This window comes from Flammeovirga sp. EKP202, from assembly GCF_014534745.1.
In the GTDB taxonomy this organism is placed as follows: domain Bacteria; phylum Bacteroidota; class Bacteroidia; order Cytophagales; family Flammeovirgaceae; genus Flammeovirga.
This window is the reverse complement of the sequence record NZ_JACVVP010000009.1, coordinates 1-25287: the sequence shown is the minus strand read 5'-3', so window position 1 is coordinate 25287 and position 25287 is coordinate 1. Positions and strand designations below refer to the sequence as shown.

The following is a 25287-nucleotide window of genomic DNA, read 5'->3' as shown; positions in this document are numbered from 1 at the left end:
AAAATTTGACTTCATGCCAATTGTAATTATACCAAATATAAATGAAAACGAAGCAAAACCACAATAATTAATTAATATTATTTCAATCCGCCTGATATAATTTCATTAACTCACTGAATAGATTGCAGTTACATAAATCATAAGTATACTTTTTACCATTATAATTTACATTCCAAATCAGTGCTTTTTTATCGTCTGAAAGGGTTAAAAGAACTTCAAATTGAGGGTTTTCATCAGTGTAAGCTCCTTCTGAAATCATTTTTTTACATTCCCATTCGAGGTATACCACTGGATCAATTGTTCCATCATATTGACGAACGGTATCAGAATGTGAAATTGTAAAAGAAAATAAACTTTCAGGTGCACAGAAATTAAAAACACCACTTTTGGCATTGAATGCAATTGAAGGAGACGAGAAAGTCTGATTGATAAAATTGCTAGCCACGATAGCGGAAGGTGAACCAATTTTCACTTGATTTCCATACAAAATCCAAAGATTATCAGCGACCTGCAATGACATTTCTATTTCATGTGTACTCAACAAAATCGCCTTTTTCTTTTTTCTTGCAATGTTCTTTAATAGTTGAAAAATTTCAATTCTATTGATCAAATCAAGGTGTGCTGAAGGCTCATCCAGAAAAATCACATCTGTATTTTGTGCAATTGCCCTTGCAATCATTACCTTCTGTCTTTCTCCATCTGAGAGTGTATTAATATAACGATCTTGTAGATGATCAGCCCCTACATCTTTTAAAGCATCTAGAGCTATCGTGTGATCCGAATCTTTTAATTTACCCCACCAATTCACATAAGGGTATCTTCCCATCAGCACTGTTTCAAAAACAGTCAATTTCCCCACTATTGAAGTATTAGAAAATACAAAACTGATCAATAATGACCTTTGTGTATTGTTCAGATCACCTAATATTTGATTATTGATGCTCACCTGTCCTTCCAATGGAACAATCTCACCTGAAAGCGTTTTCAATAGTGTAGATTTCCCCACTCCATTGATACCAATCAGTACATTAAACTCTCCTCTCCTCAAATGTAATTCTCCGTATTGTCCTACTACCTTTGGTACCTCACCTTTGTCTTGATAGCCTGTAATCAGATTCTGAGTTGATAATACACTTTCATTCATTACTTTCTTCCTTTTAACATGGCTATAATAACAATTGGTGCTCCTATTAAGGACGTAATCGAGTTGATTGGAATGACTACTCCTGAATCGCTAATGTGTGATATGGTATCACAAATAAGCATCCCAATTGCACCTATCACTGCACTTAAAGGCAATAATTTAAAGTGATCTGAAGATTTTGCTACCACTCTTGCTATATGTGGTGCCGCTATACCCACAAATCCAATCGGGCCACAAAAACCAGTAACGCTCCCTGCTAACAGACTTGCAGATAGTATACTGAGTATTCTATATTTTTGAACAGATAATCCCATGCTTTTAGCATATTGCTCACCTAACAGCATTAAATTCATAGACCTGCATAGTGTTAACGCAATGATAAAACCCAAAATTACGAATACGGTTAAAATCGTAATTTGCTCATAAACTATACCTCCCAAGCTACCAAATGTCCATAATATATATTCTTGCAATTGATCAGGGTGACTAAAATATTGAGCAATTCCAACCAGCGATGCTGTTAATGCCCCAAGCATCATACCCACAATCAGCAAAGCCACATTGTCGTTTACCTTATGTGCCACTAACAAAATAATAAACATCACAATACCTGCTCCAGCCGAAGCTGCAATGACAGTGAGCCAAATTCCAAAATTTTCTAGGTATGAAATTGAATTAATACCCAAACCTATTCCTGATGATAAAGAAACTAACGCTACCCCTAATGATGCTCCTGAGTTAATACCTAAAACAGAGGGACCTGCCATAGGATTCCTGAAAAGAGCCTGCATTAATAGGCCACTTATTGATAATGCAATTCCTACCAGAATTGCGACTAATGCTTTTGGTATTCGAATCAACCACAATATTGTTGCAATACTACTTTCTTCTTCCCCACCAAAAAGGGTTTGTATAATCTCTGATATTGAAATATTTGAAGAACCTATACTTATATCAATGAAAAACAGAGGTATAATAGTAAGGCTCAATCCTATCAATTTAATATCAATATATTTTTTATTCATAAAATTCTGTAATCCTCAAATTGCGGTTTGCAATATGGCTACATAAAATGATTTTTGTATTAATTTTAGTCACTCTTTTTAGAATGATTGACCTTTTTTAGATGATAAAAAAAATTATACTTTTTGATTTTGATGGTACTATTGCGGACACATTACCGCTTGTAGAAAGTATCATTCAAAAAATTGGCCCCAGGTATCGATTAGATCTTTCTGAACAAAAAATAAGTGTATATAAAGATTTACCCGCGAAAGAGATTATGCATAAGATCAAACTAAAAAAATGGATGGTTCCTTTTTTTGTTTTGGAAATGAAATTCAGATTATATCTACAGAAATCTTCCATTGTACTTTTCCCTGAAATTAAAAACCAATTAAACCTACTGACGGAAGAAGGATATGAATTACAGATTTTAAGTTCAAATGCATCGAGTACAATAAGAAAAATCCTCCAAAAAGAAGGTTTAGAACATACCTTTTCAACGATTCATGCTTCTTCAAAACTTTTCGGCAAACATAAAAAGCTTATTGAGCTGAAACAACAGTTTGGTCCATATTTGATTTACATAGGTGATGAAGTCAGAGATGCTGAGGCTTGCAAGATTGCACAAATTCCGATGATTGCCGTTAGTTGGGGCTATAACTCCCAAAAGGTTTTGAGTAAGTCTCCAATCTTAGATTTAATAGACTATCAGAAAAATCTCTATCGTAAGATTCATCACTATTTTTCTGAAATTCAAGAGTAAAAATACTTCAATCTAAATTCCAATTTGTATCGGATCTAAGTTTATGTATTTTTACTTTACTTTTTTCATTTTAAGTCACAAAACATTTGCTAGAGTACAGATCCTGTTTCATTTGTTTTGACACTTACTAATCTAAATACAATGAGATCCTCTATAGCAGGCATTATTTCAGCATTTACTTTTTTTTGTATCGTCGCCTTAGACTCAAAAATTAACAATATTCCTCCATTAGGTCGATTTCTCGATCCTTTTCAAGGTTTTTGGCAAAATGAAGTGAAGAATGAAAAACTTCCAGAATCCATCCAATTACCTAAAATGATTTCTGAAGGAGTTATTTATTATGACTCTTTATTAATACCTCATATCTATTCTGAAAATGAACATGATCTTTACTATTTGCAAGGGTATGTAACGGCGAGACATAGACTTTGGCAGATGGATTTTCAAGCCATGGCCGCTGCGGGAAGATTGTCTGAAGTCTTTGGTAATCTTACTGTAAAGTACGATAAAGGAATGAGAAGACAAGGACTGCAATATGGTGCAGAACAGTTTATCAAAAGCATAAAAAATGACAAGAAAATGATGTCTGTATTGAATGCCTATACTAACGGTGTCAATGCTTATATTGACCAATTGTCTTATGCAGATTACCCTGTTGAATATAAATTCTTTAATTATAAACCTGAATATTGGACTCCGCTTAAAACGGCATTAATTTTTAAGTTCATTCAATACTCACTATCTGGACCGGATTACGATTTCGAAAACACCAACTCCTTACGACATTTAGGCAAGAAGAATTTTGATCTTCTATTTCCAGAAATTTTACCCTTCCAAGAACCTATTGCCAATAATGATTCTATTTGGGACAACTTGGAAGTGATTGAGGTTAAGGCTCCTCAAAATATGAAATTACTCTCCGGATTAAGGAAACATGCTGTAGAGAAAGATGACCCTGATAATGGAAGTAATAACTGGGTGGTGAGTGGATCAAAAACAAAAAGTGGGAATCCGATCTTATGTAATGACCCCCACCTTAGTTTAACAATGCCTTCTATCTGGTTTTCTAATCAGCTTACTCATCCTAAAGGAAATGTAATGGGAATGTCTATTCCTGGAATCCCGTGTATTGTTGTAGGTTTCAATGAAGATATAGCTTGGGGCGTTACGAGTGCGAGAAGGGATGATAGAGATTGGTATAAAATTTTGTTTCAGGACAAATCAAGAACCCATTATTTGATTGACAATTATTGGTCAAAGGCTGATTTAAGAATTGAAGAAATCAAAATCAGAGACAAGGAAGCTCTACTTGACACTGTTCGTTATACGCGATGGGGCCCTATTGTCTATGATCAAAATTTTGGAAGTTCGGACCAAAAAGAAGGTTATGCCTTACGTTGGACAGCACATGATGGCTCTAGAGAATTAAGATCGCTTTACCTTATTAATCATGCTAAAGATTATAAAGAATTTGATAAAGGACTGAGTTATTTCTCTGGTCCTGCACTTAATTTCGCCTTTGCTTCTAAAGACAGCACAATTGCCATGAACATTCAAGGTAGATTCCCTAACCGATGGAAAAACCAAGGTAAATTTGTATTGGATGGCACACGATTAGATACAAAATGGCAAGGCTTCATTCCTAACGAGCACAATATAAGAGTAATCAACCCCAAAAGTGGGTATGTTAGTTCTGCAAACGAACACCCTGCCAACAATAACTACCCTTACTACCACTATGGACAATATTTTGAATACTACAGAAACAGACGTATTCATCAATTATTAGACAGTGCCAAGGATCTAACTATTGATGAACTTTCAGGTATGATGAATGATAACTACAGCTTATTTGCTGAAGAGAATCTAACTTTCATGCTTGAACACCTCAAAACCATAGACTTATCTGACGGTCAAAAAAGCATTTATACTGAATTAAGAACTTGGGATTATTATTACTCTCCTCAAAATAGTGCTTCTATTTATTTTGAAGAGTGGGCCAAATCAGTCAGTGATATTATATGGGATGAATTCCACAATCACCCTTCTAAAGAATACGCTATCCCAACAAGAGTGAATACGTTCTATTTACTTCAACATAAACCTGATCTAATTTTTATTGATGAATTAGAAACAGCCAAAAAAGAAAATATTGAAGATATAATGACAGAAGCTTTTCTGGCAGCAGTGAAGAAAGTGGATCAATGGAATACTAAAAACCCTACGCTTGATCTAACTTGGGCGAATTATAAAAATACCATGGTTCAACACTTAGGCCGTCTTCCTGGGTTTAATATCGAGAATGTTCAAAATGGAGGCTATAGGGGGATTGTCAATGCTACAAAAGAAAAACATGGTCCTAGTTTTAGAATGCTAGTGGAAATGACTCCTCAAGGACCTGAAGCTTACCAAGTGATGCCGGGTGGTCAATCTGGCAATGCGGGAAGCCCTTATTATGACAATATGATTTCGAAATTTGAGAAAGGTGAATTGTACAAAGTCATATTCTTCGCAAAAGACGATTATTTAAAAGAGCCTCCTCAAGAATTACTTAAATCAGAAAGAATTAAAAATTAACATGTACAATAATTATATAATATACGGTGCAAGTATTGCCATAGGAAGTAGCTTATTACAGTTGTTTTTTCCTTGGTGGATTATTGCTTTTCCTTGTTTTGCTTTGGGTGTTTTAAAACAAAAGCAAAACTTCCTTCCTATCTTCCTTACAGGTTTCATTAGCATTGCTCTGCTTTGGGGAGTTTATGCCGCAATGATCCAAATCTATACAGGTTCAGAGTTAAGCCATAGAGTAGCTGAGATGTTTAAACTTCCTTCCAATGACTTTGTAGGAATTATCAGTGCTCTTATAGGTGGGTTAACAGGAGGGCTTTCTGCCCTTTGTGGTGCATTGATCAAATGGGCTTCCGTAGATTTAAAACCTGTAGAGAAAACAAACACTTCTTCTGATTAAGGCTCAGAGTCAAATAGAGATCGATGGAAAGCTTAAAAAATTCTACTTAATATGTATCAAGAATTTTGAACAAGTGATTATATTTGCGACTTGAAAAGTTTTTCACAATTTTCCTATAACAAAAATGGAGCTAAATCAACTAAGTGCGGTATCACCTATTGATGGCAGATACAGAAGTAAAACCTCATCTTTATCAGAATATTTCTCTGAATATGCGTTGATAAGATATAGAGTTTGGGTAGAAATTGAATACTTCATTGCTTTATGTGAGTCACCACTTCCACAACTAGAAGGTTTTGATAAATCTTTATACGCTCCAATCAGAAAAATCTATCAAGAATTCAGCTTAGAAGACGCTGAAAAAGTAAAGGAGTTTGAGAAAGTAACAAACCATGATGTTAAGTCTGTTGAATATTTCATCAAAGAGAAATTTGACGATTTGGGTATCAAAGAACAAAAAGAATTTGTTCACTTCGGTTTAACTTCTCAAGATGTTAACAATACAGCGATTCCTCTTTCTTTAAAGAAAGCGAACGAAGACGTTGTCATCCCAATGATCGAAGAGGTAATCTCAATGATCGACGTATTAGCAAATGAGTGGGAGAAACAACCTATTCTTGCATTAACGCACGGTCAACCTGCTTCACCTTCTCGTTTGGGTAAAGAATTCAAAGTATTTAGCTATAGAGCTAAAAAACAATTGGAAGCATTAAAGCAAATTCCTTACTCTGCTAAATTTGGTGGTGCTACAGGTAACTTCAATGCCCACCACGTAGCATACCCTACTATTGACTGGGTAGAATTTGGTAATGACTTTGTTAACGAACAATTAGGTTTAGATCGTTCTCAATTCACTACACAAATTGAAAACTACGACAACCTTGCCGCTTTGTTTGACGGTTTCAAAAGAATCAACACCATCTTAATTGATTTATCGAGAGATATCTGGCAGTACGTTTCAATGCGTTACTTCAAGCAAAAAATCAATAAGAACGAAGTAGGTTCTTCTGCAATGCCTCACAAAGTGAACCCTATTGACTTTGAAAACGCTGAGGGTAACTTGGGTATCGCTTCTGCTATTTTAGAACACTTAGCAGTAAAATTACCTATCTCAAGATTACAAAGAGACCTTACTGACTCTACTGTATTGAGAAACATCGGTGTTCCTTTAGGACATATCCTTATTGCTTTACAGTCACTTCAAAAAGGTTTGAATAAGTTAGAATTAAACGCTGACCAACTTCAAGCTGATTTAGAAGACAACTGGGCAGTAGTTGCTGAAGCAATTCAAACAGTATTAAGAAGAGAAGGTATTCCTAACCCTTATGAAATGTTGAAAGATTTAACGCGTAAGAATGAAAAAATTACGGCGGAGAGTATTTCTGCTTTCATCGGCGGCTTAGATGTACCAGAAAATATCAAAGAAGAATTGAAGAAAATTACTCCTTATAACTATACAGGTATCTAGGAAATCACAATTCTTTAAAACAAAAACGCCGATCTTTATTACAAGGATCGGCGTTTTTTTATATTCAAATTTCTCAGATTATTTTCTAAATAAAAGAGAAGAATCTCCATAACTCAAGAAACGGTAGTCATTGTCCAAAGCAGCATTATAAATATTTCTCCAGTCCTCACCAATAAACGCAGCGATCAATAATACTAACGTTGTACTTGGTAAGTGGAAATTAGTCACCAATGCATCAATCACTTTAAAATCATACCCTGGCATAATGAAAATAGAAGTTTCACCACTTAAAGTATCTACTCCTCTTTCTTCCATTAAATCCAAAACTGCTTGGAAAGCTTCTTTTCTTGAAGGCAAGTTTTGATTCGCCTTTTCATATGGCTCAAGTTTCTTAATATCAAAAGTAGCATCTTTATCTTCTAATACTCGAACACCATACCAATATGTGCTTTCCAAAGTTCTCATTGAAGTTGTACCTACACAAGCTACTTTTTCTGCCTCAATCAGTGCTTTCATATTCTCCTTTGTAACAATGATTTGCTCGTTATGCATATCATGGTCTGTTACAATATCAGATGAAATAGGTTTAAATGTTCCCGCACTTACATGCAGTGTCACTTCTTCTTCTCTTACACCCTTGTCCGCTAATTGTTTTAAAACTGCTTCAGTGAAATGTAAACCGGCGGTTGGTGCAGCAACAGCACCTTCATTTTTAGAGTAAACCGTTTGATAAGTATCTTTATCCTCTTCAGTCGCTTCTCTCTTAATGTAAGGAGGAAGTGGTGTATTACCCGCTGCAGAAATAATATCAACGAATTTTAAATTTGGGTTTTCCCATTCAAACTTCACATACCTTTTGGTGCGGTCTTCATGACTTACTGTCAACTTCTCAATCTTCCCTTCTACTTCAACAGCAGCTTCAAGCTTTTGATCTTTCCAACGTTTGAAATTACCGATGGCACATTCCCAAACTGTTCCACTTTCTGCTAACATGGCAGCAGAAATATCTTTAGTTGGAGCTACTGGATTTAAAAGGAAGACTTCTATTTGAGCACCTGTTTCTTTTTTGAAATAAAGTCTAGCAGGTAAAACCTTTGTATTATTAAAAAATAAAGTAAAAGTGTCATCGAATTCATTTACGATGTCTTTGAATATTTTATGCTCAATGTTTCCACCTTTGTAAAGCATCAACTTGGATTCATCTCTTGGTGAATGAGGATGCTTTGCAATTCTTTCTGTTGGCAGTTCATACTGGTATTCTGCCAGGTCGATTTGAGGTAATTTAATATCGTTTTCCATGCTTTCTATTTTTCAAGACTGCAAATGTCGGTATTTCATCCAAATGAACAAAACACTGTCGATTAATAGTTGATAATTCATTCGAAGTAGGAACTTTATATTTTCATCTTTTAAGCATTCCTTATTCCCCTTCATTAAAAATTACAATTTCATATCATAATCTGCTTAATTCTAACTACCTTTGCACCGTTTTATGCGAAAACTAATCGTAAGTTTTCATTTTTGTCTAAAATTTTGTGTCGAAATGAGTTTCTACAAATCTGTTGTCAGACCTTTCTTATTTAAGGTTGACCCTGAGAAAATCCACCATTTTACAGTTGGTTATTTAAAAACAGCCTTCTCATTACCTTTTGCCAAAAGCATTGCCAAAGGAATGTATAAAGTCAATGATACTCGACTTGAAAGAGAAGTTTTCGGTATTAAATTCCCATCTCCAGTAGGTTTAGCAGCAGGTTTTGATAAGGATGCAAAATTGATTGATGAGTTTGAATGTTTTGGTTTTGGTTTTATTGAAATAGGAACGTTGACTCCTGTAGGACAACCTGGAAATGAAAAACCAAGAATTTTCAGACTTCCTCCCGACCAAGGATTAATCAACAGAATGGGCTTCAATAACGAAGGTGTAGAAGCTGCTGTAGAACGTCTGAAAAATAGAAAATCAAAAGTGATTGTAGGTGGTAACATCGGAAAAAATAAAGTTACGCCTAACGAAGAAGCTGTTGAAGACTACAAAAAAGGATTCCATGCTCTTTTTGATCATGTTGATTATTTCACGGTAAATATTTCTTCTCCAAATACGCCTAACTTAAGAGCGTTACAAGATAAAGAGCCGCTAAAAGAATTATTAGGAACTTTGAAAGCCTTAAATGCTAAGAAGAGCAACCCTAAACCAATCCTTCTTAAAATCGCTCCCGATTTGACGAATGAGCAATTGGATGATATTCTTGAAGTAGTTCAAGAAACAAAAATTGATGGTGTAATTGCGACCAACACTACTATTAGTCGTGAGGGCTTAAGTACACCTAAGGAAAAAGTGGAAGCCATCGGTATGGGAGGATTAAGCGGTGTTCCTGTAAAGAATAGATCCACTGAGGTCATCAAATATCTTTACGAGAAATCAGGCAAAACACTCGATATTATCGGCGTGGGTGGTATTCACTCTGCTGAAGATGCTATTGAAAAACTAGAGGCAGGAGCTAAGCTTGTACAGGTATATACAGGCTTTATTTATGAAGGTCCTGCTATTGTCAAAAATATAAATAAGGCAGTAATTAAAAAACTTCAATAAATTTTTACATTTTTCGCAACCTTATTCACAGTTGTTCGTTAATACATGTAAAGAAAGATTGTTGTAGTTAATGAAATTGTCGAGGAGAGAGCACCAAAATATTTTGGTGCTTTCTTTTTATATCTACTTTTTAGGAATCAAACAATATAATCTTCTTATCCTCAGACCATTTTACTTTTTTTCGTTCAAATAATTCATTCAACGATTTTGTGAATCCTTCCAAATCAACAGGCAATAAAGTGCTTTCAAGTTCATGAAGAGAATAGCTATCCTCTTTTAAGGTTTCCAATATATCCTCATCATAAGATTTTACAGTTTTATTCCACTGATTATTTTTTTTCTTCTGAAGACAATTATCACAGATCCCACAATTCTCCCCTTCATAATCACCAAAGTATTCTCTTAAGGCAATACTTCTACATTTATCTTGATTCTCAATGAAATTAATCATTGATTTTGCTTTAGAGTAATCTTGATTTTTTCGTTGAGAAAGTAACTTTTTATTCAGTGGTAATTGATTATGCAGGTACCTTGGTAAAATAAAGGTCACCTGTGGTCTATCTTTTTTAGGTTGATAGTTGATCACTTCTAGTTTATGTAATTCGTTCAACATCGAAGTCACCCTATCGAGAGGGATACCATTTTTGAAGGCGATGTCTCTCTCTTCGATTCTCACAAAACTATTAAAGAGGTCTCCCCCGTACATTCTCAACATTCCTTTCATCATCAACTCAAAATGCGGGTGGCGGATGAGGTATGCATAAAAATCTTCAGGAGTAGATTTGATCATCACTGTTGGATCATGAAATACACTTTCATTGAATAATAAGACCTCCTGTTCTTCCAGTCTTTTTAATGCATAATAGGTTTCCGTAGGTGGAAGGTCATATTTTTTGATAAAAGGTTTGATATAAAAATTAAAAGAAGTCATCTCCCCACTCCCAACAGCTAATCGATAATGATTCCCTAAACACTGATACACTCGCCTCAGAAAATCAATAGATGGGTGCCTCTGTTCTACCCATTCCAATAGCTTCTTTCTTTGGTCATTACTGACCAATAATACGGCATAAGCCTTTTCTCCATCTCTTCCTCCTCTCCCTGCTTCCTGATAATACGCCTCTAAACTTTCTGGAGCTCCAATATTGACTACAACTCTAACATCTGGCTTGTCGATACCCATCCCAAAAGCATTAGTGGAGACAATGATTCTAACCTGACCTTTGATCCAAGCCGATTGCTTTAGTTCTCTCGTTTCAGTGGGCAATCCAGCATGATAAAAATCTGCCTTAATGTATTGATTATTCAGCCACTCAGCATACTGCATGGCCTGCTTCCTGGTACGTACATACACTATACCGGAACCTTGTACCTTGTTTAGTATGTCCAATAATTTACGAAAAGGCTCATCTTGTTTGAAGATGGAGAAGGATAAATTAGGGCGATCAAAACTACCTTTAAATACCGTGTATTTTTGAAGATTTAGATGTTCGATGATATCTTCTTGAGCTTTTGCGGTAGCTGTTGCCGTTAGAGCCATACAAGGAACTTCAGGGATAATCTCACGGACTTCTTTAATTTTTAAATATTGAGGTCTAAAGTCAAAACCCCACTGAGAAATACAGTGCGCTTCATCCACCACCAAAAGTCCTACAGACATTCTTTTCAAACGCTCCAAAAACATGGGCGTTTTCAACCTTTCTGGAGAGACATATAGAAATTTAACGGCACCTTGTACCACATTTTCCAATAAGATATCTATCTCTCGGTTGTTCAATCCCGAATACAATGCCTTGGCTGGAATCCCTCTTTTGGTCAATTGCTCCACTTGATCCTTCATTAAAGCAATCAAAGGAGTGATGACAATACAGACTCCTTTTCTGGCAATACCCGGCACTTGGAAACATATCGATTTTCCTCCTCCAGTAGGCAGAAGTGCTAACGTATCTTTTCCTTGATAAGCGTTTTCAATTATATCACCTTGTAAGGGTCTGAATGCATCATATCCCCAAAACTTCTTTAATATTTGTAAGAATCCCTCTCTCATTTCGCTCAATTGACATATATTTTATCAGAAATCAAATATCAGAAATTTATTTTACGAATTTCTCTCTTATTTTTGCAAAAATTTAAAAGTGGGCTTTGGTCCGCCTTTCACTTTAATTCAACATCAGCAATAACCATGGAAAATACGATTGCAAAAAAAGTTGCTTCACTTTTATTGGAAATTAATGCCATCAAAATCCGTCCTAATGCACCTTTTACTTGGGCTTCAGGTTGGAAATCTCCAATTTACTGTGACAACCGTTTGTCATTATCTCATCCTCATGCCAGAACTTATATCAAAAATGCACTTTGTGCTAAGATCCAAGAACAATTTGAAGATGCCGAAGCAATTGTAGGTGTTGCTACTGCGGGTATTCCTCAAGGTGCATTGATTGCTGATGCTTTAGGCCTTCCATTTGCCTATGTAAGATCAAAGCCTAAAGGGCACGGTATGACCAACATGATTGAAGGTGAATTAAAAGAAGGTGCTAAAGTAGTGGTTATCGAAGACCTAATCTCTACAGGTGGCAGTTCTTTAAAAGCATCTGAAGCTCTAAAAGAGGCAGGTATTGAAGTGTTGGGTATGGCTGCTATTTTCACGTACGGATTCGACTTATCGGTTGAAAACTTTGAAAATGCAGGTATTCCTTTAGTAACGCTTTCTAACTACAATGCCATGTTGGAATTAGCACTTGAAAAAGATTACATCAAATCTGAAGATATTGAATCTCTTAAGTCTTGGAGATCTGCTCCATCTGAGTGGGGAAAATAATCTCAAAGATTTAATCAATTCCATAAAAAAGCCTCGAAGAATGTAATATAAATCTCTTCGAGGCTTTTTTGTGGTTTTGGTGAATACCATTATTTCTGTACAATGTAAGAAGCATGATTTAATGATGTTTTTATGTAAAACCATCTTAAATCATGCTTCTTTTGTAATAAAAAACCTCTTTTTTATCCAAACTTCCTATACTTTACCTAATTTAGGGAACGAATTCAGTGTGATTTCTGTTTTTTTCTTACAATGTATTATGATATTGCATTTGGTGTGATTTCTCCGGATGATGAGCAAATTACTCCAACTAGAATTGATGAGCTTTTAGCTGAGGGATATTTCAGACATGCCCGTAATATGGCATCATATGAAATGATGTATTTTGAAGACCAAATGAATGGAGTGCTTCCACTCCGATGTGCCCTCACCCCCCAAATGTTTACCAAATCACAGCGAAAGAAAATCAATCAGACATTCAGGAAATTCAATGTAGAAATCACTCCTCTGAATATCACACCAAAGCATATACAACTTTACAAAGAGTATAGACTCAACCGTTTTGAGGAGGAGGATAAGTCTTTAATAGAATACTTCGGCGTGAATGCCTTAGATGAATTAAATTCCCTTCCGTATAACACATGGCAAGTCAGCTTTTGGAAAGAGAACCAATTGATTGCCGCCTCTTTTTTTGATGTAGGAGAAAAAGCAATCTCAAGCTTGATGGCTATTTATGATTATGACTACAAGAAAGATGGACTTGGTTTTATTTCTATGCTTATGGAAATGAACTGGGCACTTGAAAATAATCACGAATTCTATTACCCTGGTTACACTCTTGATCTTCCCTCTTGTTTTGATTACAAACTAAGGTTACCGAATGTTGCTTTTTACGATTGGGATAGTAAATGGCATGATTGGGGAACTGTAGATCTTGAAAGTACCAAAAGATTCAAAACAGTTCTTCACCTAGAACGAATGGTCAATGAAGTCAATAAGTCTTGTTTAGTGAAAGGACATACCACCGAAGAACAACAATTTTTTGGAAGCCTTTGGCATAATATGTTTGATTACACTCAAGCCGTTGAAGCTCCAATTTATGGCTCATACCCTATCGGTCAATACCATCAAATCACGGTTATTTATTTACCTGATGAAGGTACGTTTCTTACTAAACCTCATTTATTTGATTTAAAAAATGGTATTCCGGGTGAAATAAAAACCAATTCACCAGAAGATATTGCTGAGTTTATCAATGCGTACTTTGCCCATGTACAATTGATAGAAACTAGGATTAATCAAGCTATTGGTGATTTAGAACATATCATTGACATCAGCCAAATTAAGTTTGATGAAGTAGCCGTAATGGGCAATGCTTCAAGACACCCTAATTTCAAATGGGTTTCATGCAAAAAAGGAAATCAACAATGGATGATCATGCCTTTCTGGGATGAAGATCGTCAACAATATTTTTATCATCCACTCACTTTTAAGTTTATGCAAAACAGGTGGGTTTCTCCTTTCGGATTATGTACGCCAGAAATGGCATTATTGAAAATAAGTCATTACATTCGCCAAAATGAAGAGTTTGACAATGATTTCTTTTCAAATCAACATAATCACGAAGAAGACTAGATGAGCATACAAGACAATTTCAAATTTCTTGAACACGTAGCTGATACTGAGCGAAAAGTGCAATCTTTTGAGAATTGGCAACAAATTAACTCACATACTATCATTACAATGGCAAGGAAATTTTTGGTGGAACATCAAATCTCCGTCCGAAAAATCCCTTTGAAAACCATTCATGCTTTTATCACAGACTCTGCTCTCGAATCTCTAAAAATACAACAACAACGTTGGGCAATACTTTTTGCTAATGCTGTCACCTTCAACAACCCCTGCCAACAACACCTCACACTTGTAAAAATCCTTAGAGATGCTTCTTTGGAAGAAGTAGAAATATTACATTACCTCAAAAAGCATTCATTTATAGAGTTTGAAACCTCTAGAATTTGGGTACCTGTTTTAGGAATGGAACAATGGGCTATCCGTGAACTGGACTGTTCTGGAATTGATATTGAAATCATTCTTGAAAATCTTTTGATGAAACGGTTAATCGAGATTTCTCCTTCTCAAGAAGAAATGAGAATAGCACCTTTGGGAATGCATTTCATTATGGAGTGTGAAGTTCCTTACGGTGTCAAAAAATAACTCAGACTTTCTTTAAAAAAGTAATAGCCAATACTCAATTATCTTAGGTTATTTTCTATCAAGAATTTTGAAATTCACTAGGTGATTTACCAAACTTCTTTTTAAAGGCATAGGAAAATTTTGAAATAGATTTGTAGCCATATTTCCTTGCTATTTCTGTTATAGAAAGGTGATCTGTAGCAAGACTTATTTTCGCTTGTTCTAATCTGTAATTTTGATGAAAACGATGGATAGATGTTCCATAGACATTTTTGAAGTCTCTTCTCAATTTTGAAACTGAAAAACCATATTGTTCTGCAATTTCTTCTAAGGAAGGTGGCAACTCATAAGAACTAAGAATATCATCTTTGATTTTAAATAAAGACTCTAAATCATTTTGATGCAAGAACTTACCTTTTGAAATATCTCTTCCTAATATCCTTTCATAAAAAAGGCCAATCGCCTCACTAGCCCTTGCAATAATAATCGAGTTTTCTACTGGAACAGGCTTGTTTAAGTCTTTTAAATTGAAAAGTTCTTTTAGAAGTAAAAGAATCTCTAAAGGTGTGTGATCGTATATCAACCATGTTTTTTCCGTATTAAAAACATCTCCAAAATAGTCTCCAAACATCAAAAAATTACTTTGAATGACTTCGTTAGAAACACGTATTCCTACCCATTGATGTAACTGTCCTTTTCTCATCAAAACGTCAAAAGTGAGAGCAGTATCAAAAATAGCCATTCCTTCAGTAGGTTGGACCTCTGAATTTTCAATAGTGTGTCCCCTCATAAAGTCTCCTTGATATGAAAAACGGAAGCATAAATGTCTATTATCTCCTTTATTTCCATAAAAAGTCACTTTATGATCCTCTTTGAACTTGATGGAATTAAGGGTGATTTCAATACCATCTGTTAACCTGAAATACCTAATATCAAAATGGAGTAAATCATGAGAAAGTGTATAATGCTGATCCTTGATTTCTCCACCATAACGATTTTGTAATTGAAGAATAAGATCGTGAATACTACCTTCCTGAAATTCTATATGTGGAATATTATTCATGCTAAGACATTTAATGAGAAAAGCCTACTACCAAAAAATTTGATAGTAGGTCTCAACACTACGACAATATATATAAAATAATTATTTCTTGTCGAATTGCTTTTTCATTTCTTCCAAATCAGTCATGAATTTCTTCATTCTGAATGTATCATATCCTAAGTTGGATACATCTACTTGGAAGCCCATTTGGAAAGGATATCCCTCAATTGTACCTAAGAATTCTTTCACTTTTGTACCTGCAGGAACCATTACCCACATTTGATCTACCAACCAACGGAAGTACATTTCTGATTCGAATTTTGCTGTTTCAAAAGGATCTGATCTTAAGTTAGTCACTGTAGGCCATGCTGTACTTTGACGAACTGCAGTTCTGAAGTTTCCTTCTAATTGCGTAAATGAAATTTTTAAATCATCAATTCTGATAGCATCAAACTTACCATTCTGAGCAAAATAGTAGATCTCATGACGAGGACCTTCTTCTTCTTTTCCTTGGAAGTAAGGCATGAAGTTAAATCCATCAAAATGTACTCTCCATTCTTTACCATTGGCTTCAAAACCTTTTTTGGCATCAGCTACTACATCATCATATCCTGCTGCTGCAGCTAAAGTAGGTAACCAATCTTCATGTGACATGATATCGTTGATTTCTGTGCCTGCTTCAATTACTCCTGGCCATTTCACTACTTGAGGAACTCTCATACCGCCTTCATAAGTAGTTCCTTTCTCACCGTGGAAAGGAGAAGTACCACCGTCAGGCCATGTGAATTTTTCAGCACCATTATCTGTAGAGTAAATTACAATTGTATTGTCATCAATACCCAATTCCTCTAAAAGGTCTAATAAAGTACCTACTTGCTGATCATGCTCAGCCATACCATCAGGGTATAAACCTTTACCGGTAACACCGATTGATTCCGGCTTTAAACGTGTATGTAAGTGCATTCTTGAAGAGTTGAACCACACAAAGAAAGGCTCATCTTTTTCAACTGCATTTTCAATAAAGTTTACTGAAGCAGCCAAAAACTCATCATCTACAGTTTCCATACGTTTACGTGTTAAAGGACCTGTATCTGAGATTCTGCCATCAGCATAAGTATGCAAAACACCTCTTGGTCCCCATTTTTTTCTAAACTCAGGATCTTTCGGATAAGAATCAGATTCCGGCTCCTCTTCCGCATTTAAGTGGTATAGATTACCAAAAAACTCATCAAAACCATGGTTTGTTGGAAGGTGCTTGTCTTGGTCACCTAAGTGGTTTTTACCGAATTGACCAGTAGTATATCCTTTCTCTTTCAAAACATCACCAATTGTCGGTGCCCAATCAGGAATACCATGATCAGCACCTGGCATACCAATCGTCAAAAGACCAGTACGGAATGGGTGCTCTCCTAAAGCAAATGCAGAACGACCGGCAGTACAAGATTGTTGAGCATAGTGATCTGTAAAAATTGCTCCTTCATTTGCAATTCTATCAATGTTAGGCGTTCTATAGCCCATCATACCTCTGTTGTAAGCAGAGATATTCCAAAATCCAATATCATCACCCCAAATCACAAGGATGTTAGGTTGCTTTTTGTTCGAATTTTTCTTTTGAGCAAAACCTCCGAAAGAGATTAAGGTTGCTAAAAATAGTAAGGATATCTTTTTCATCTATTCTACAAATTATAACAAATAATACATCAGTTTACCTGATATATGATTATATAAACGAGTGGAAATCCTTTCTGATTTTACTTTCGTGTTCTCTGGTTTTACCGAGATGTTCTTTCTATTTCACAGAAAAATTACTTACACATTGTTAATTTACCTTTATGGCTAACTTCTATAATTAATCTTCATTAATATCGTCCGTTTTATAGTATTTTTTCATTTGATTTAATAAATATTAAACAACTACTTCAAAGTTACTTCAATAGTACATCAAGGCAGAAAACCTCTTTCATTTCTGAAATAACATCTAGAAAATTAAAGTGTAATACTTTCAATCATTATTCACTTAAACAAACCTAAAATGATGAAAAAGCTGGTAATTATTGCTCTTGGATTATTTCTCTCAACATCAATTTTTGCACAAGAAAAGCAAAAAGAAGTCGGTGTAATCTTTAATGATTTCAATTCATTTGGTCTTACTTATAGAACAGGTAATACTAATGGAATGTGGCGCTTCAGTACATTAGCTGCACTAGGCTCATCCTACGATACCAAAGCTGATAGTGCATCAAGAAACCAATCTGGTTTTACAGCTAGTCTTGCATTAGGTCGAGAATTCAGAAAATCTATTGGTAATCAACTAGAGTTCAGGTATGGCCTTGACCTAAAATACATGCATAATTCTATTGAGTCTAAAAACGAAAATTATTATTATGATTGGAACTATGATAATAATGGAAATTTAATTGCCCCAACTATTGTTGAAGGAAAAACAGAAACATCAGAAGTCACCAACTCTATTGGTGTTCAGCTAGTATTAGGTGTTAATTATGTAGTCAATGAAAAGTTGGTTTTCGGTATAGAGATCAATCCTGCTTTTATGTATACTACGGGTGAAAGAGAAAACAAGGAATATTCATCGGATAACGAAATTCAAGAATATCTTGGGGTGAGAACTTTTAATGCGAACTATCAGCAAACTTCTGATATCACAAGAACTGAATGGAGATTTAATAATGGCGTCGGGCAAGTCAGTATCCTTTATCGTTTCTAAAAAGTAGATTACAAAAAAGGCATCAAATTCCAAATAATTGATTTGATGCCTTTTATGATTTCTATCAATAAATAGTATTCTTTTATTGTCTCAAGCGATTTTCATTTATTTGATTATTTCATGTGTTTATCAAAAAAGGCAATCATTCTTTTTGGGTGTAAACCGAAATAATTATAACCATCAAATCGTCTATTAGTATCTTCAATCCAGAAGAATTCCTTGTCTGTAGAACTGATATTTTACTTTAGGTTTATCGTTATTCCAAAATATAATTTTTATCAATGAATCTCCATATTATGTAATTTTTCAGAGAAAATTGCAGTCTGCTTTTGCAATCAAAAAAAAGAGACAGACTTATAACTTTTTCATCTCATTTAATACATAGTAAACTAAGTTTTCCTGAATTATGGTTTTTAGAAATCAGGAGATTTCTGATGATCAATAGGACACGAATGTCGCTTACGCTAAACATTCGTGCCAGTGGAATTTCTTCCCTATTCGTTTGGTAGCACCCCGGCATTGAAGGGAAAAGCGTTAAGAATTTCATGTATTGAGCCGTTAAAAATGATTTTTTTGTTTGAGCCTTAGCGAGTTTAAAATCATTTAGGCGAAAGGAATGGAATTTAGCTTTTGACTTCAGAGCCTAGATTTTTTGCTTCGTTTTTCATCAATGGAAAAATGAAGAAGAAAGGAGGTAAAAGGTAGAAGAGTGAATTCTTGAAGATGTTTCGATAAAATATTGACGATAATTTAGTTTACAATGTAGTTAATCATTTAAACAAGGAACAACCTCATCACTAAAATAAGGCTCTTGGTATACCCAAAACATATAATTCACTCTTAAGAAATCTTTTGCAAATGCATGTAAGAGAGGTACGATACTCTGATGCCTTTCAGAACTATTTTCATTATAATCTTTATCTGCCCCTGTCTTCCCTATATAATTTCCATCTTGGATCGCAATACCCAAAGGAACCGAATACCTACTTTCGTGCATCATGGCAATGGTATGGTTGAGTTGTGGTTTTCTTTTCACCATCAAATCAGGACCACCTAATCCTACTCCTATTTCTTTACCATATTCATATAAAGAACGGAGATATCCTTTATCATCCCAAGGCAACCACTCCCCAGGCATAAAGTTGGCGTATTGCATCGTCACTGATGTTGGAAATCCTTTTTTAAGGCTCAACATATTTTGTCGCAAACATTCTGCATAACGCTCAGGAGTAAATGACTTGTCAACTTCCCCACTTGTTCCACCTGCACTTTCTTGTAGGTTTATACCTTCAATTTACCCATCAAACTCCTTTCCTAATTCCAACATCAATAGAGCGAAACGTTCTTGTACGGCAGGATTCCATTTCTTGGCTACCCAACCTTCATGAACACCATCATCAGTAAATGTTTTCGAACAGCCACCATCAAATTCTTCAGACATTAAATAATCAGGAACGGGTATGTAACTTGTTGTAAAACTTAAATCTTGAAATTGAATAAATAACTTTTTACCATGTGATAAAAGGTATTCGTAATCTTCTCGAATTTCACTAAAATCATACGTTCCTCTTTGGGATTCTAACTGACGCCAAGAATACATAATTTGGGCACCTTCTATTCTCTCAATATTTAGTAATTGATGATTTTTAAGAAGTGCTCTGTCCTTTGCAAAATAGACAAAGTGCTTTATACTATCTTCCTCCAAAGGGCAAGTGGCATTTAAATATTGTTTATAGGCATCATTATAGCGATTGGCTTTGTTTTGACCGCTTACATTTAGAATGATCATCATTCCAAATAGAAATATCAGAAATGCTTTATGGGATTGCATAGTTGTATTCATTGGTTTAGTACTTTGTAAAACTACAATTATCGTCAACTTTCAAATGACAATTCTATGAGCTTTCTAGGGTTGCCTTTCAACCGTTCTTTCTTCTTCATTTTTCCATTGATGAAAAACGAAGCAAAAAATCTAGGCTTAGAAGTCAAAAGCTAAATTTCATTCCTTTCACCTAAATGATTTTAAACTCGCTTTGCTCAAACAAGAAAATCATTTTTTACGGCTCAATACATGAAATTCTTAACGCTTTTCCCTTCAATGCCATGGGAACACTACCGTACTAATAAGGTAGTAAATTCACTGGCGCGAATGTTAAGCGTAAGCGGCATTCGTGTCTTTCAAATCATCAGAAATCTCCTGATTTCTTAGAGTTAAAATAGTCGAAAAATTAGTTTACAGCTTGTTTAGTTTCTATGAAAAGGAAATACTTATCTTTTCATTAATACTAAATTAGGAAATGTTGTTACTAAAAAATAGTAACTAGACCACTTCGATATTATTTTAACAAGTAAAAACGCATTTAATAGTTTGAATTAATGTTATGAAAAAGAAATAGCGACTTCCGACTGATCTTTCAAACAGTTCAAAAATCGCTATTCCTCTATATATTTAAATGAAAATTCTATTTTAGTTCGCCTCTTGCAAAGTCGTAAGAACGGTTCAAAATTAATTTCGAAACGGCTAGTTCCTCTTCATTTCTTGGGGCATATAACATGATCATATTGGGAGGTAGAATTCCTCTTTTAATCATCGGATGCCATTCTCCCCAACCTTTTTCAATAAAAAATTCTGCATCTTTTTTTGTAAGTCCCAAGTGCATACTGAAGTCCGGGTGAGGATGAAAATGTGCGAACTCAGTGCCTATCATAAAAGCATTACATGATGAACAAGCATGTGTTTCTTCCATCCATAAAGCAGTGGAACCGGGAACAGAGATTGCACTCGGTCTTTTTATGGTGTTCTGAAAATCGAAAGACCATTCCATTAATTTTTTGATAAATGAGGTATCTTCAGGTTGTTGATCTAACTGCATATGAGGATTTGAAGGTGTTGTTCTTGGTCGACTTCCTTCTCTCATTGGTACATTTTCTAACGTGATTACTTTGTTCATATTCGCTTTTACTTATCAGTGATTTAAAGTATTGAGATGGTTTTATGTTGTTCTAAAAACCTAATGAAACAAAGATCAGTAGTATCGATTAGAAAAAAATTAAAGTAGTTTAAGAAGTTAGTCTTTCTTATTTCTTCGGATCATACTCAGAAACTCAGGAGTGATCCCCAAATAGCTTGCAATGTGTTTTTGAGAAATTCTTTGAGATAAATTAGGATATTTCTTTAAGAAAAAATCATATCGCTCTGCAGCTGTATACGAAAGGTTTTGTAAAATTCTATTCTCTTGGGTAAACATTGTGTTCCGAAATAGAATTCTTGTATAGTTCACAAAAGCGGGAACTTCTTGAAGTAAAAGGTTCCAATTATCATTATTAATGGAAAGTACTTTTGTCTCTTCTAATGCTTGTATATTATAAACCCCAGTATTTCTTTTGATAAAACTTTGTAAGTCACCAAACCACCAGTTTTCCATGGAAAATGTGATATTATGCTCCTCTCCATTCAAGTCATAAACATAAGTTCTTACACATCCACTCATGATAAAATACACCTCATCTACTTTTGCATCTTGTTGTAAAATATGCTCTCGCTTTTGAAAGACTTTTTCATTGAATTTGCCTAGAATTTCATCCAAATGTTCATCGGATATAGAAATTAATTCTTTAATATGTTTCGATAGATTATGCATGACAAGGTATTTTGAATAAATAATCAGGCTGTTCTTTAAACATCTAGTTAATAAGTCTTATAAAACCTCTTTGACCCTCCTCTTTAATTCTGGAATAACAGTATCCTCAAACCACTCATTCTTTTTTAACCAGATATTATTTCTTGGGGATGGATGTGGTAAAGGTAAATGTTGCGGTAAATACTCTTTATAATTTTGAACTGTTGCTGTCAGCGTCTTTTTGATCAAACCCTTCAAATAATACTTTTGAGCATAGGTTCCGATTAAAAGAATCAAAGGTTTCTCCTCAATTTCATTCAAAACTCGATCATGCCACAAAGGTGCACACTCCGGCCTTGGTGGTAAATCGCCACTTTTTCCTTTTCCGGGGTAACAGAACCCCATAGGGATTAAAGCAAATAGTTCATCATTATAAAATTCTTCCTCTGTTACACCTAACCAAGATCGAAGTCGCTCACCACTTTTATCATCCCATGGAATTCCTGTTTTATGCACTACACTTCCAGGAGCCTGCCCAATAATGATAATTTTGCTCTTCTTACTCGCTGACATTACGGGGTTAACACCATGTTCTAAATGTGGTAAGCAGAGTTGGCATTTTTTGATTTCTTGGATAAGGTTTTTCATTGATAATGATGTAATTTCAAAATTGAGAAATAGCTTATGAATTGATTTAGCAGCTTGTATCACAAGGCATATTAAAGAACATAATCATTTACTGGAAATAATGAAAATAACTTCTCCCTTTTTTAGTGATTTCCCAGCGGTCCATTTTATTTACTACAAGATGGTCAACATAAGCATAGTCTAATAATTTCTCTAGGCTTTCTTTCACATCAGCTTCTGAAAGTTGAGTATCTTCTGTCAATCCTTCTACTTTCCTTCTCTTTTGAGGTAGTTTATTTTTCATAGCTTCAAGAATTAGAAATTCATTCCCGGCAATTTCCTTTAAATCTTCTTTTTTGAAGTCTGCAAATTTCTCTTCATACCCTTCAGTTACAATCTCTTCTACTCCTTCTTCAATGCTATTGATCTTATTTTTAAGCTGCTCCATTAATACCTTGTCACCAATGGAGGTAATGAACTTTCTAGCAAAAATACTGGCGATGAGACAGAGACCTATAATTTGTAAAAAATCTTCTGTTGAAGCAGTTTCTGGGTGAAATTTAAAAGATGTAAACTTTAAGAATAAGGGTATCATTAAAGAGGCTCCAACCCCTAAAAATAAGCATTGTAACAAAGTTTGCTGTTTATCTTCTTGGCTTGGGAATTCATGGAAATAATTAATAACACCACCTAATAAGCCTACAATCACTAACATAATTATTGTATAGAACAGATCTGAACCGAAAAAGAATTGTTGAAATACTGGATTTTGAGCTTGCATAATAGTACTGATTTTATTGTTGATGTAGTTTTTTGTTTAAAATGAACAATTTGAAGAAAAGCATATCATTTTATTAAAATAAGGTTTGAGAATAATTCATTTTTCTATAAAAATCCTCAATTTTTATTTCAATTAAAGCACTCTTTGCATCAGTGCACCCCATTTCAAATGCTTTAATAAGAAAAGTTTCAGTAGCCTCAAAATCTTCTTGTAAATACTTTATATAGCCCATAAAAGTATAAATTGAACGTATATTAGAATCTAACTTAATAACAATGTCAAACTCTCTTAAAGCATGATCAAATTCTTTCTTTGCAGCATAATGAAAACCTTTCAATAAAAATGGCTGAATCATAAAAAAATTTTCAATACGTTTTATAATCTCATGAAATCTTTTCTGACCTGTTTCTGTAACAAGGTTATCAATCCAAAACTCCTCATTAAATTGTTCTTCTCCCTTTAAGTTTTTTAATAACTTAATCCATTTGAAACTATTCGAAGTCACGAGACTTTTATATAATTTCTCTGCTTTTAGAAACTTATCATTATAAAATAGGCAAAATGATTTTGTTAGTTGAGCCATTGCATGATTTGGGGCAAGTCCAATGCTTTTATTGATATTTTTTAGAGCTGAACTATAATCACATAATTGTAAATAAGTCCTTGATAAATGATAATAGGCTAAACCGTCATTTTTTTGAATAGAAATAGAATGAAGCAAGTCACTTTCTGCCTCTATAAAGTTTTTTTCAAAATAATGTATTACACCTCTAGCTAAGAAATATACAGAATTTGATGCATCAATTTTGATACACAATTCTACATATTGGAATGCTTTAACCCAATTATGACATTTCAAATGAAATAAACATGCATAGTGGTAAATTTCAAGCTTTGTATTTTTAAATGGCAAATCGTATCTATGCATTAGATCTATAGACTTGTATAGTAACTGACAAGAATCTATAGGATCTTTTTTTTTAGAATTGATTGCATCCCAATACATTCCATTAAACTTCCAAAAATAATATGCTCTTTTAACTAATAGTATAGGATTTTTCATACTTATAAAATATCAATTTTTGTAATACTATTTTAAAAATAAACAAAAAGCTCCCAACAGCAAAGAATCCTCCTCTTCTTCTATCTAATTACTCCTACTATAATAAAACAAAGAGCACTCTCGAATTCTATTCTAAAATTAGAATAGTTTCCAATCATGCTCTTATCAAGTTTAGGTAAAAACAGAAAAAAGTGAAGTTTAAAAAACTACTTTTTAATAACTCTTTTTGTTGTTGATTTTGTTTTTATATAATACATACCATGTTCCAAATTAGAAAGGTCAAATACTGAGAAATACTCATTATTACTAATAAGGTTAGCGTTTCTAGTAACTTCTTGACCCGTCATATTAAAAATTTTCAGATGGTCTCTTTCCATAGTTGATCCCTCTACTCTTACTTCATGAAGCTATTTAAAAATAGATCTTAATATTTCGTATTGCATTTAGAAATAAAAGTCTGAAAGGAGATATTTAATTACC

General features: G+C 34.3%; 23 protein-coding genes. 9 read left to right on the top strand and 14 right to left on the bottom strand.

Features of this window, described 5'->3' with window-relative positions:
• Positions 1–82: 82 nt before the first annotated feature.
• Together IC221_RS07410 and IC221_RS07405 are read right to left on the bottom strand one after the other, a co-directional pair.
• Positions 83–1144 carry an ABC transporter ATP-binding protein gene (locus tag IC221_RS07410; RefSeq protein ID WP_188168346.1) on the bottom strand — a complete coding sequence of 354 codons (1062 nt, stop codon included), beginning with the start codon at positions 1142–1144 and terminating at the stop codon, positions 83–85.
• Entirely contained in the window at positions 1144–2169 is a 1026-nt protein-coding gene (locus IC221_RS07405) for an iron ABC transporter permease (protein WP_188168345.1), read from the bottom strand. Before IC221_RS07405 ends, IC221_RS07410 begins: the two co-directional genes overlap by 1 nt.
• 101 nt (positions 2170–2270) lie before the next feature.
• Between IC221_RS07405 and IC221_RS07400 the strand changes: the two genes are divergently transcribed.
• From IC221_RS07400 to purB, 4 genes are all read left to right on the top strand, one after another.
• Positions 2271–2912: an HAD hydrolase-like protein gene (locus tag IC221_RS07400; protein ID WP_188168344.1), complete on the top strand. Its 642-nt coding sequence runs from the start codon at positions 2271–2273 to the stop codon at positions 2910–2912.
• A 141-nt stretch (positions 2913–3053) separates the two neighbouring features.
• A complete protein-coding gene (locus tag IC221_RS07395) occupies positions 3054–5489 on the top strand; it encodes a penicillin acylase family protein (protein ID WP_188168343.1) in 2436 nt (811 codons plus the stop codon).
• Position 5490: 1 nt separating this feature from the next.
• On the top strand, positions 5491–5883 hold the full coding sequence (locus IC221_RS07390) for a hypothetical protein (RefSeq protein WP_188168342.1): 393 nt from the start codon (positions 5491–5493) through the stop codon (positions 5881–5883).
• A 124-nt stretch (positions 5884–6007) separates the two neighbouring features.
• Positions 6008–7351 (top strand): adenylosuccinate lyase, encoded by a 1344-nt coding sequence (purB, locus tag IC221_RS07385; RefSeq protein ID WP_188168341.1) that lies wholly within the window; start codon positions 6008–6010, stop codon positions 7349–7351.
• A 78-nt stretch (positions 7352–7429) separates the two neighbouring features.
• Here purB and IC221_RS07380 read toward each other — a convergent pair whose 3' ends face one another.
• A complete protein-coding gene (locus tag IC221_RS07380; protein WP_188168340.1) occupies positions 7430–8650 on the bottom strand; it encodes an S-adenosylmethionine:tRNA ribosyltransferase-isomerase in 1221 nt (406 codons plus the stop codon).
• 244 nt (positions 8651–8894) lie between these two features.
• On the opposite strand from IC221_RS07380, the gene IC221_RS07375 reads away from it, so the two are divergent.
• Positions 8895–9938 carry a quinone-dependent dihydroorotate dehydrogenase gene (locus tag IC221_RS07375; RefSeq protein WP_188168339.1) on the top strand — a complete coding sequence of 348 codons (1044 nt, stop codon included), beginning with the start codon at positions 8895–8897 and terminating at the stop codon, positions 9936–9938.
• A 130-nt stretch (positions 9939–10068) separates the two neighbouring features.
• On the opposite strand, the gene IC221_RS07370 is transcribed toward IC221_RS07375, so the two are convergent.
• Positions 10069–11985 carry an ATP-dependent DNA helicase RecQ gene (locus IC221_RS07370; protein WP_188168338.1) on the bottom strand — a complete coding sequence of 639 codons (1917 nt, stop codon included), beginning with the start codon at positions 11983–11985 and terminating at the stop codon, positions 10069–10071.
• Between the two features lie 135 nt (positions 11986–12120).
• Between IC221_RS07370 and pyrE the strand changes: the two genes are divergently transcribed.
• The 3 genes from pyrE (at position 12121) to IC221_RS07355 (ending at position 14970) form a co-directional block, all read left to right on the top strand.
• Positions 12121–12756: an orotate phosphoribosyltransferase gene (gene pyrE / locus IC221_RS07365; protein ID WP_044200907.1), complete on the top strand. Its 636-nt coding sequence runs from the start codon at positions 12121–12123 to the stop codon at positions 12754–12756.
• A gap of 252 nt (positions 12757–13008) precedes the next feature.
• The gene (locus IC221_RS07360) at positions 13009–14391 is read left to right on the top strand and encodes a hypothetical protein (protein WP_188168337.1); all 1383 of its coding nucleotides are present in this window, start codon (positions 13009–13011) and stop codon (positions 14389–14391) included.
• A gap of 108 nt (positions 14392–14499) precedes the next feature.
• On the top strand, positions 14500–14970 hold the full coding sequence (locus IC221_RS07355; protein WP_188168336.1) for a hypothetical protein: 471 nt from the start codon (positions 14500–14502) through the stop codon (positions 14968–14970).
• 58 nt (positions 14971–15028) lie between these two features.
• On the opposite strand, the gene IC221_RS07350 is transcribed toward IC221_RS07355, so the two are convergent.
• Positions 15029–16012, bottom strand: a complete 984-nt coding sequence (locus IC221_RS07350) for a helix-turn-helix transcriptional regulator (protein ID WP_188168335.1) — start codon at positions 16010–16012, stop codon at positions 15029–15031.
• Between the two features lie 81 nt (positions 16013–16093).
• Positions 16094–17662 carry an arylsulfatase gene (locus IC221_RS07345; protein ID WP_188168334.1) on the bottom strand — a complete coding sequence of 523 codons (1569 nt, stop codon included), beginning with the start codon at positions 17660–17662 and terminating at the stop codon, positions 16094–16096.
• Between the two features lie 361 nt (positions 17663–18023).
• Here IC221_RS07345 and IC221_RS07340 point away from each other — a divergent pair, with 361 nt between their 5' ends.
• Positions 18024–18716 (top strand): hypothetical protein, encoded by a 693-nt coding sequence (locus IC221_RS07340; protein WP_188168333.1) that lies wholly within the window; start codon positions 18024–18026, stop codon positions 18714–18716.
• A gap of 766 nt (positions 18717–19482) precedes the next feature.
• On the opposite strand, the gene IC221_RS29515 is transcribed toward IC221_RS07340, so the two are convergent.
• The 8 genes from IC221_RS29515 to IC221_RS29880 form a co-directional block, all read right to left on the bottom strand.
• The gene (locus IC221_RS29515; protein WP_223241325.1) at positions 19483–19911 is read right to left on the bottom strand and encodes a hypothetical protein; all 429 of its coding nucleotides are present in this window, start codon (positions 19909–19911) and stop codon (positions 19483–19485) included.
• A gap of 99 nt (positions 19912–20010) precedes the next feature.
• On the bottom strand, positions 20011–20547 hold the full coding sequence (locus IC221_RS29510) for a hypothetical protein (RefSeq protein WP_223241324.1): 537 nt from the start codon (positions 20545–20547) through the stop codon (positions 20011–20013).
• Between the two features lie 631 nt (positions 20548–21178).
• Positions 21179–21667 carry a luciferase family protein gene (locus tag IC221_RS07330; RefSeq protein ID WP_188168332.1) on the bottom strand — a complete coding sequence of 163 codons (489 nt, stop codon included), beginning with the start codon at positions 21665–21667 and terminating at the stop codon, positions 21179–21181.
• A gap of 117 nt (positions 21668–21784) precedes the next feature.
• The gene (locus tag IC221_RS07325) at positions 21785–22357 is read right to left on the bottom strand and encodes a Crp/Fnr family transcriptional regulator (protein WP_188168331.1); all 573 of its coding nucleotides are present in this window, start codon (positions 22355–22357) and stop codon (positions 21785–21787) included.
• 57 nt (positions 22358–22414) lie between these two features.
• Positions 22415–22984, bottom strand: a complete 570-nt coding sequence (locus IC221_RS07320; protein ID WP_188168330.1) for a uracil-DNA glycosylase family protein — start codon at positions 22982–22984, stop codon at positions 22415–22417.
• Positions 22985–23072: 88 nt separating this feature from the next.
• Positions 23073–23744, bottom strand: a complete 672-nt coding sequence (locus IC221_RS07315) for a YEATS-associated helix-containing protein (protein ID WP_188168329.1) — start codon at positions 23742–23744, stop codon at positions 23073–23075.
• A gap of 73 nt (positions 23745–23817) precedes the next feature.
• Positions 23818–24807 carry a hypothetical protein gene (locus IC221_RS07310; protein ID WP_188168328.1) on the bottom strand — a complete coding sequence of 330 codons (990 nt, stop codon included), beginning with the start codon at positions 24805–24807 and terminating at the stop codon, positions 23818–23820.
• A gap of 206 nt (positions 24808–25013) precedes the next feature.
• Complete coding sequence (locus IC221_RS29880; protein ID WP_223241323.1) at positions 25014–25184, bottom strand: T9SS type A sorting domain-containing protein; 171 nt, start codon at positions 25182–25184, stop codon at positions 25014–25016.
• Positions 25185–25287: the final 103 nt, after the last annotated feature.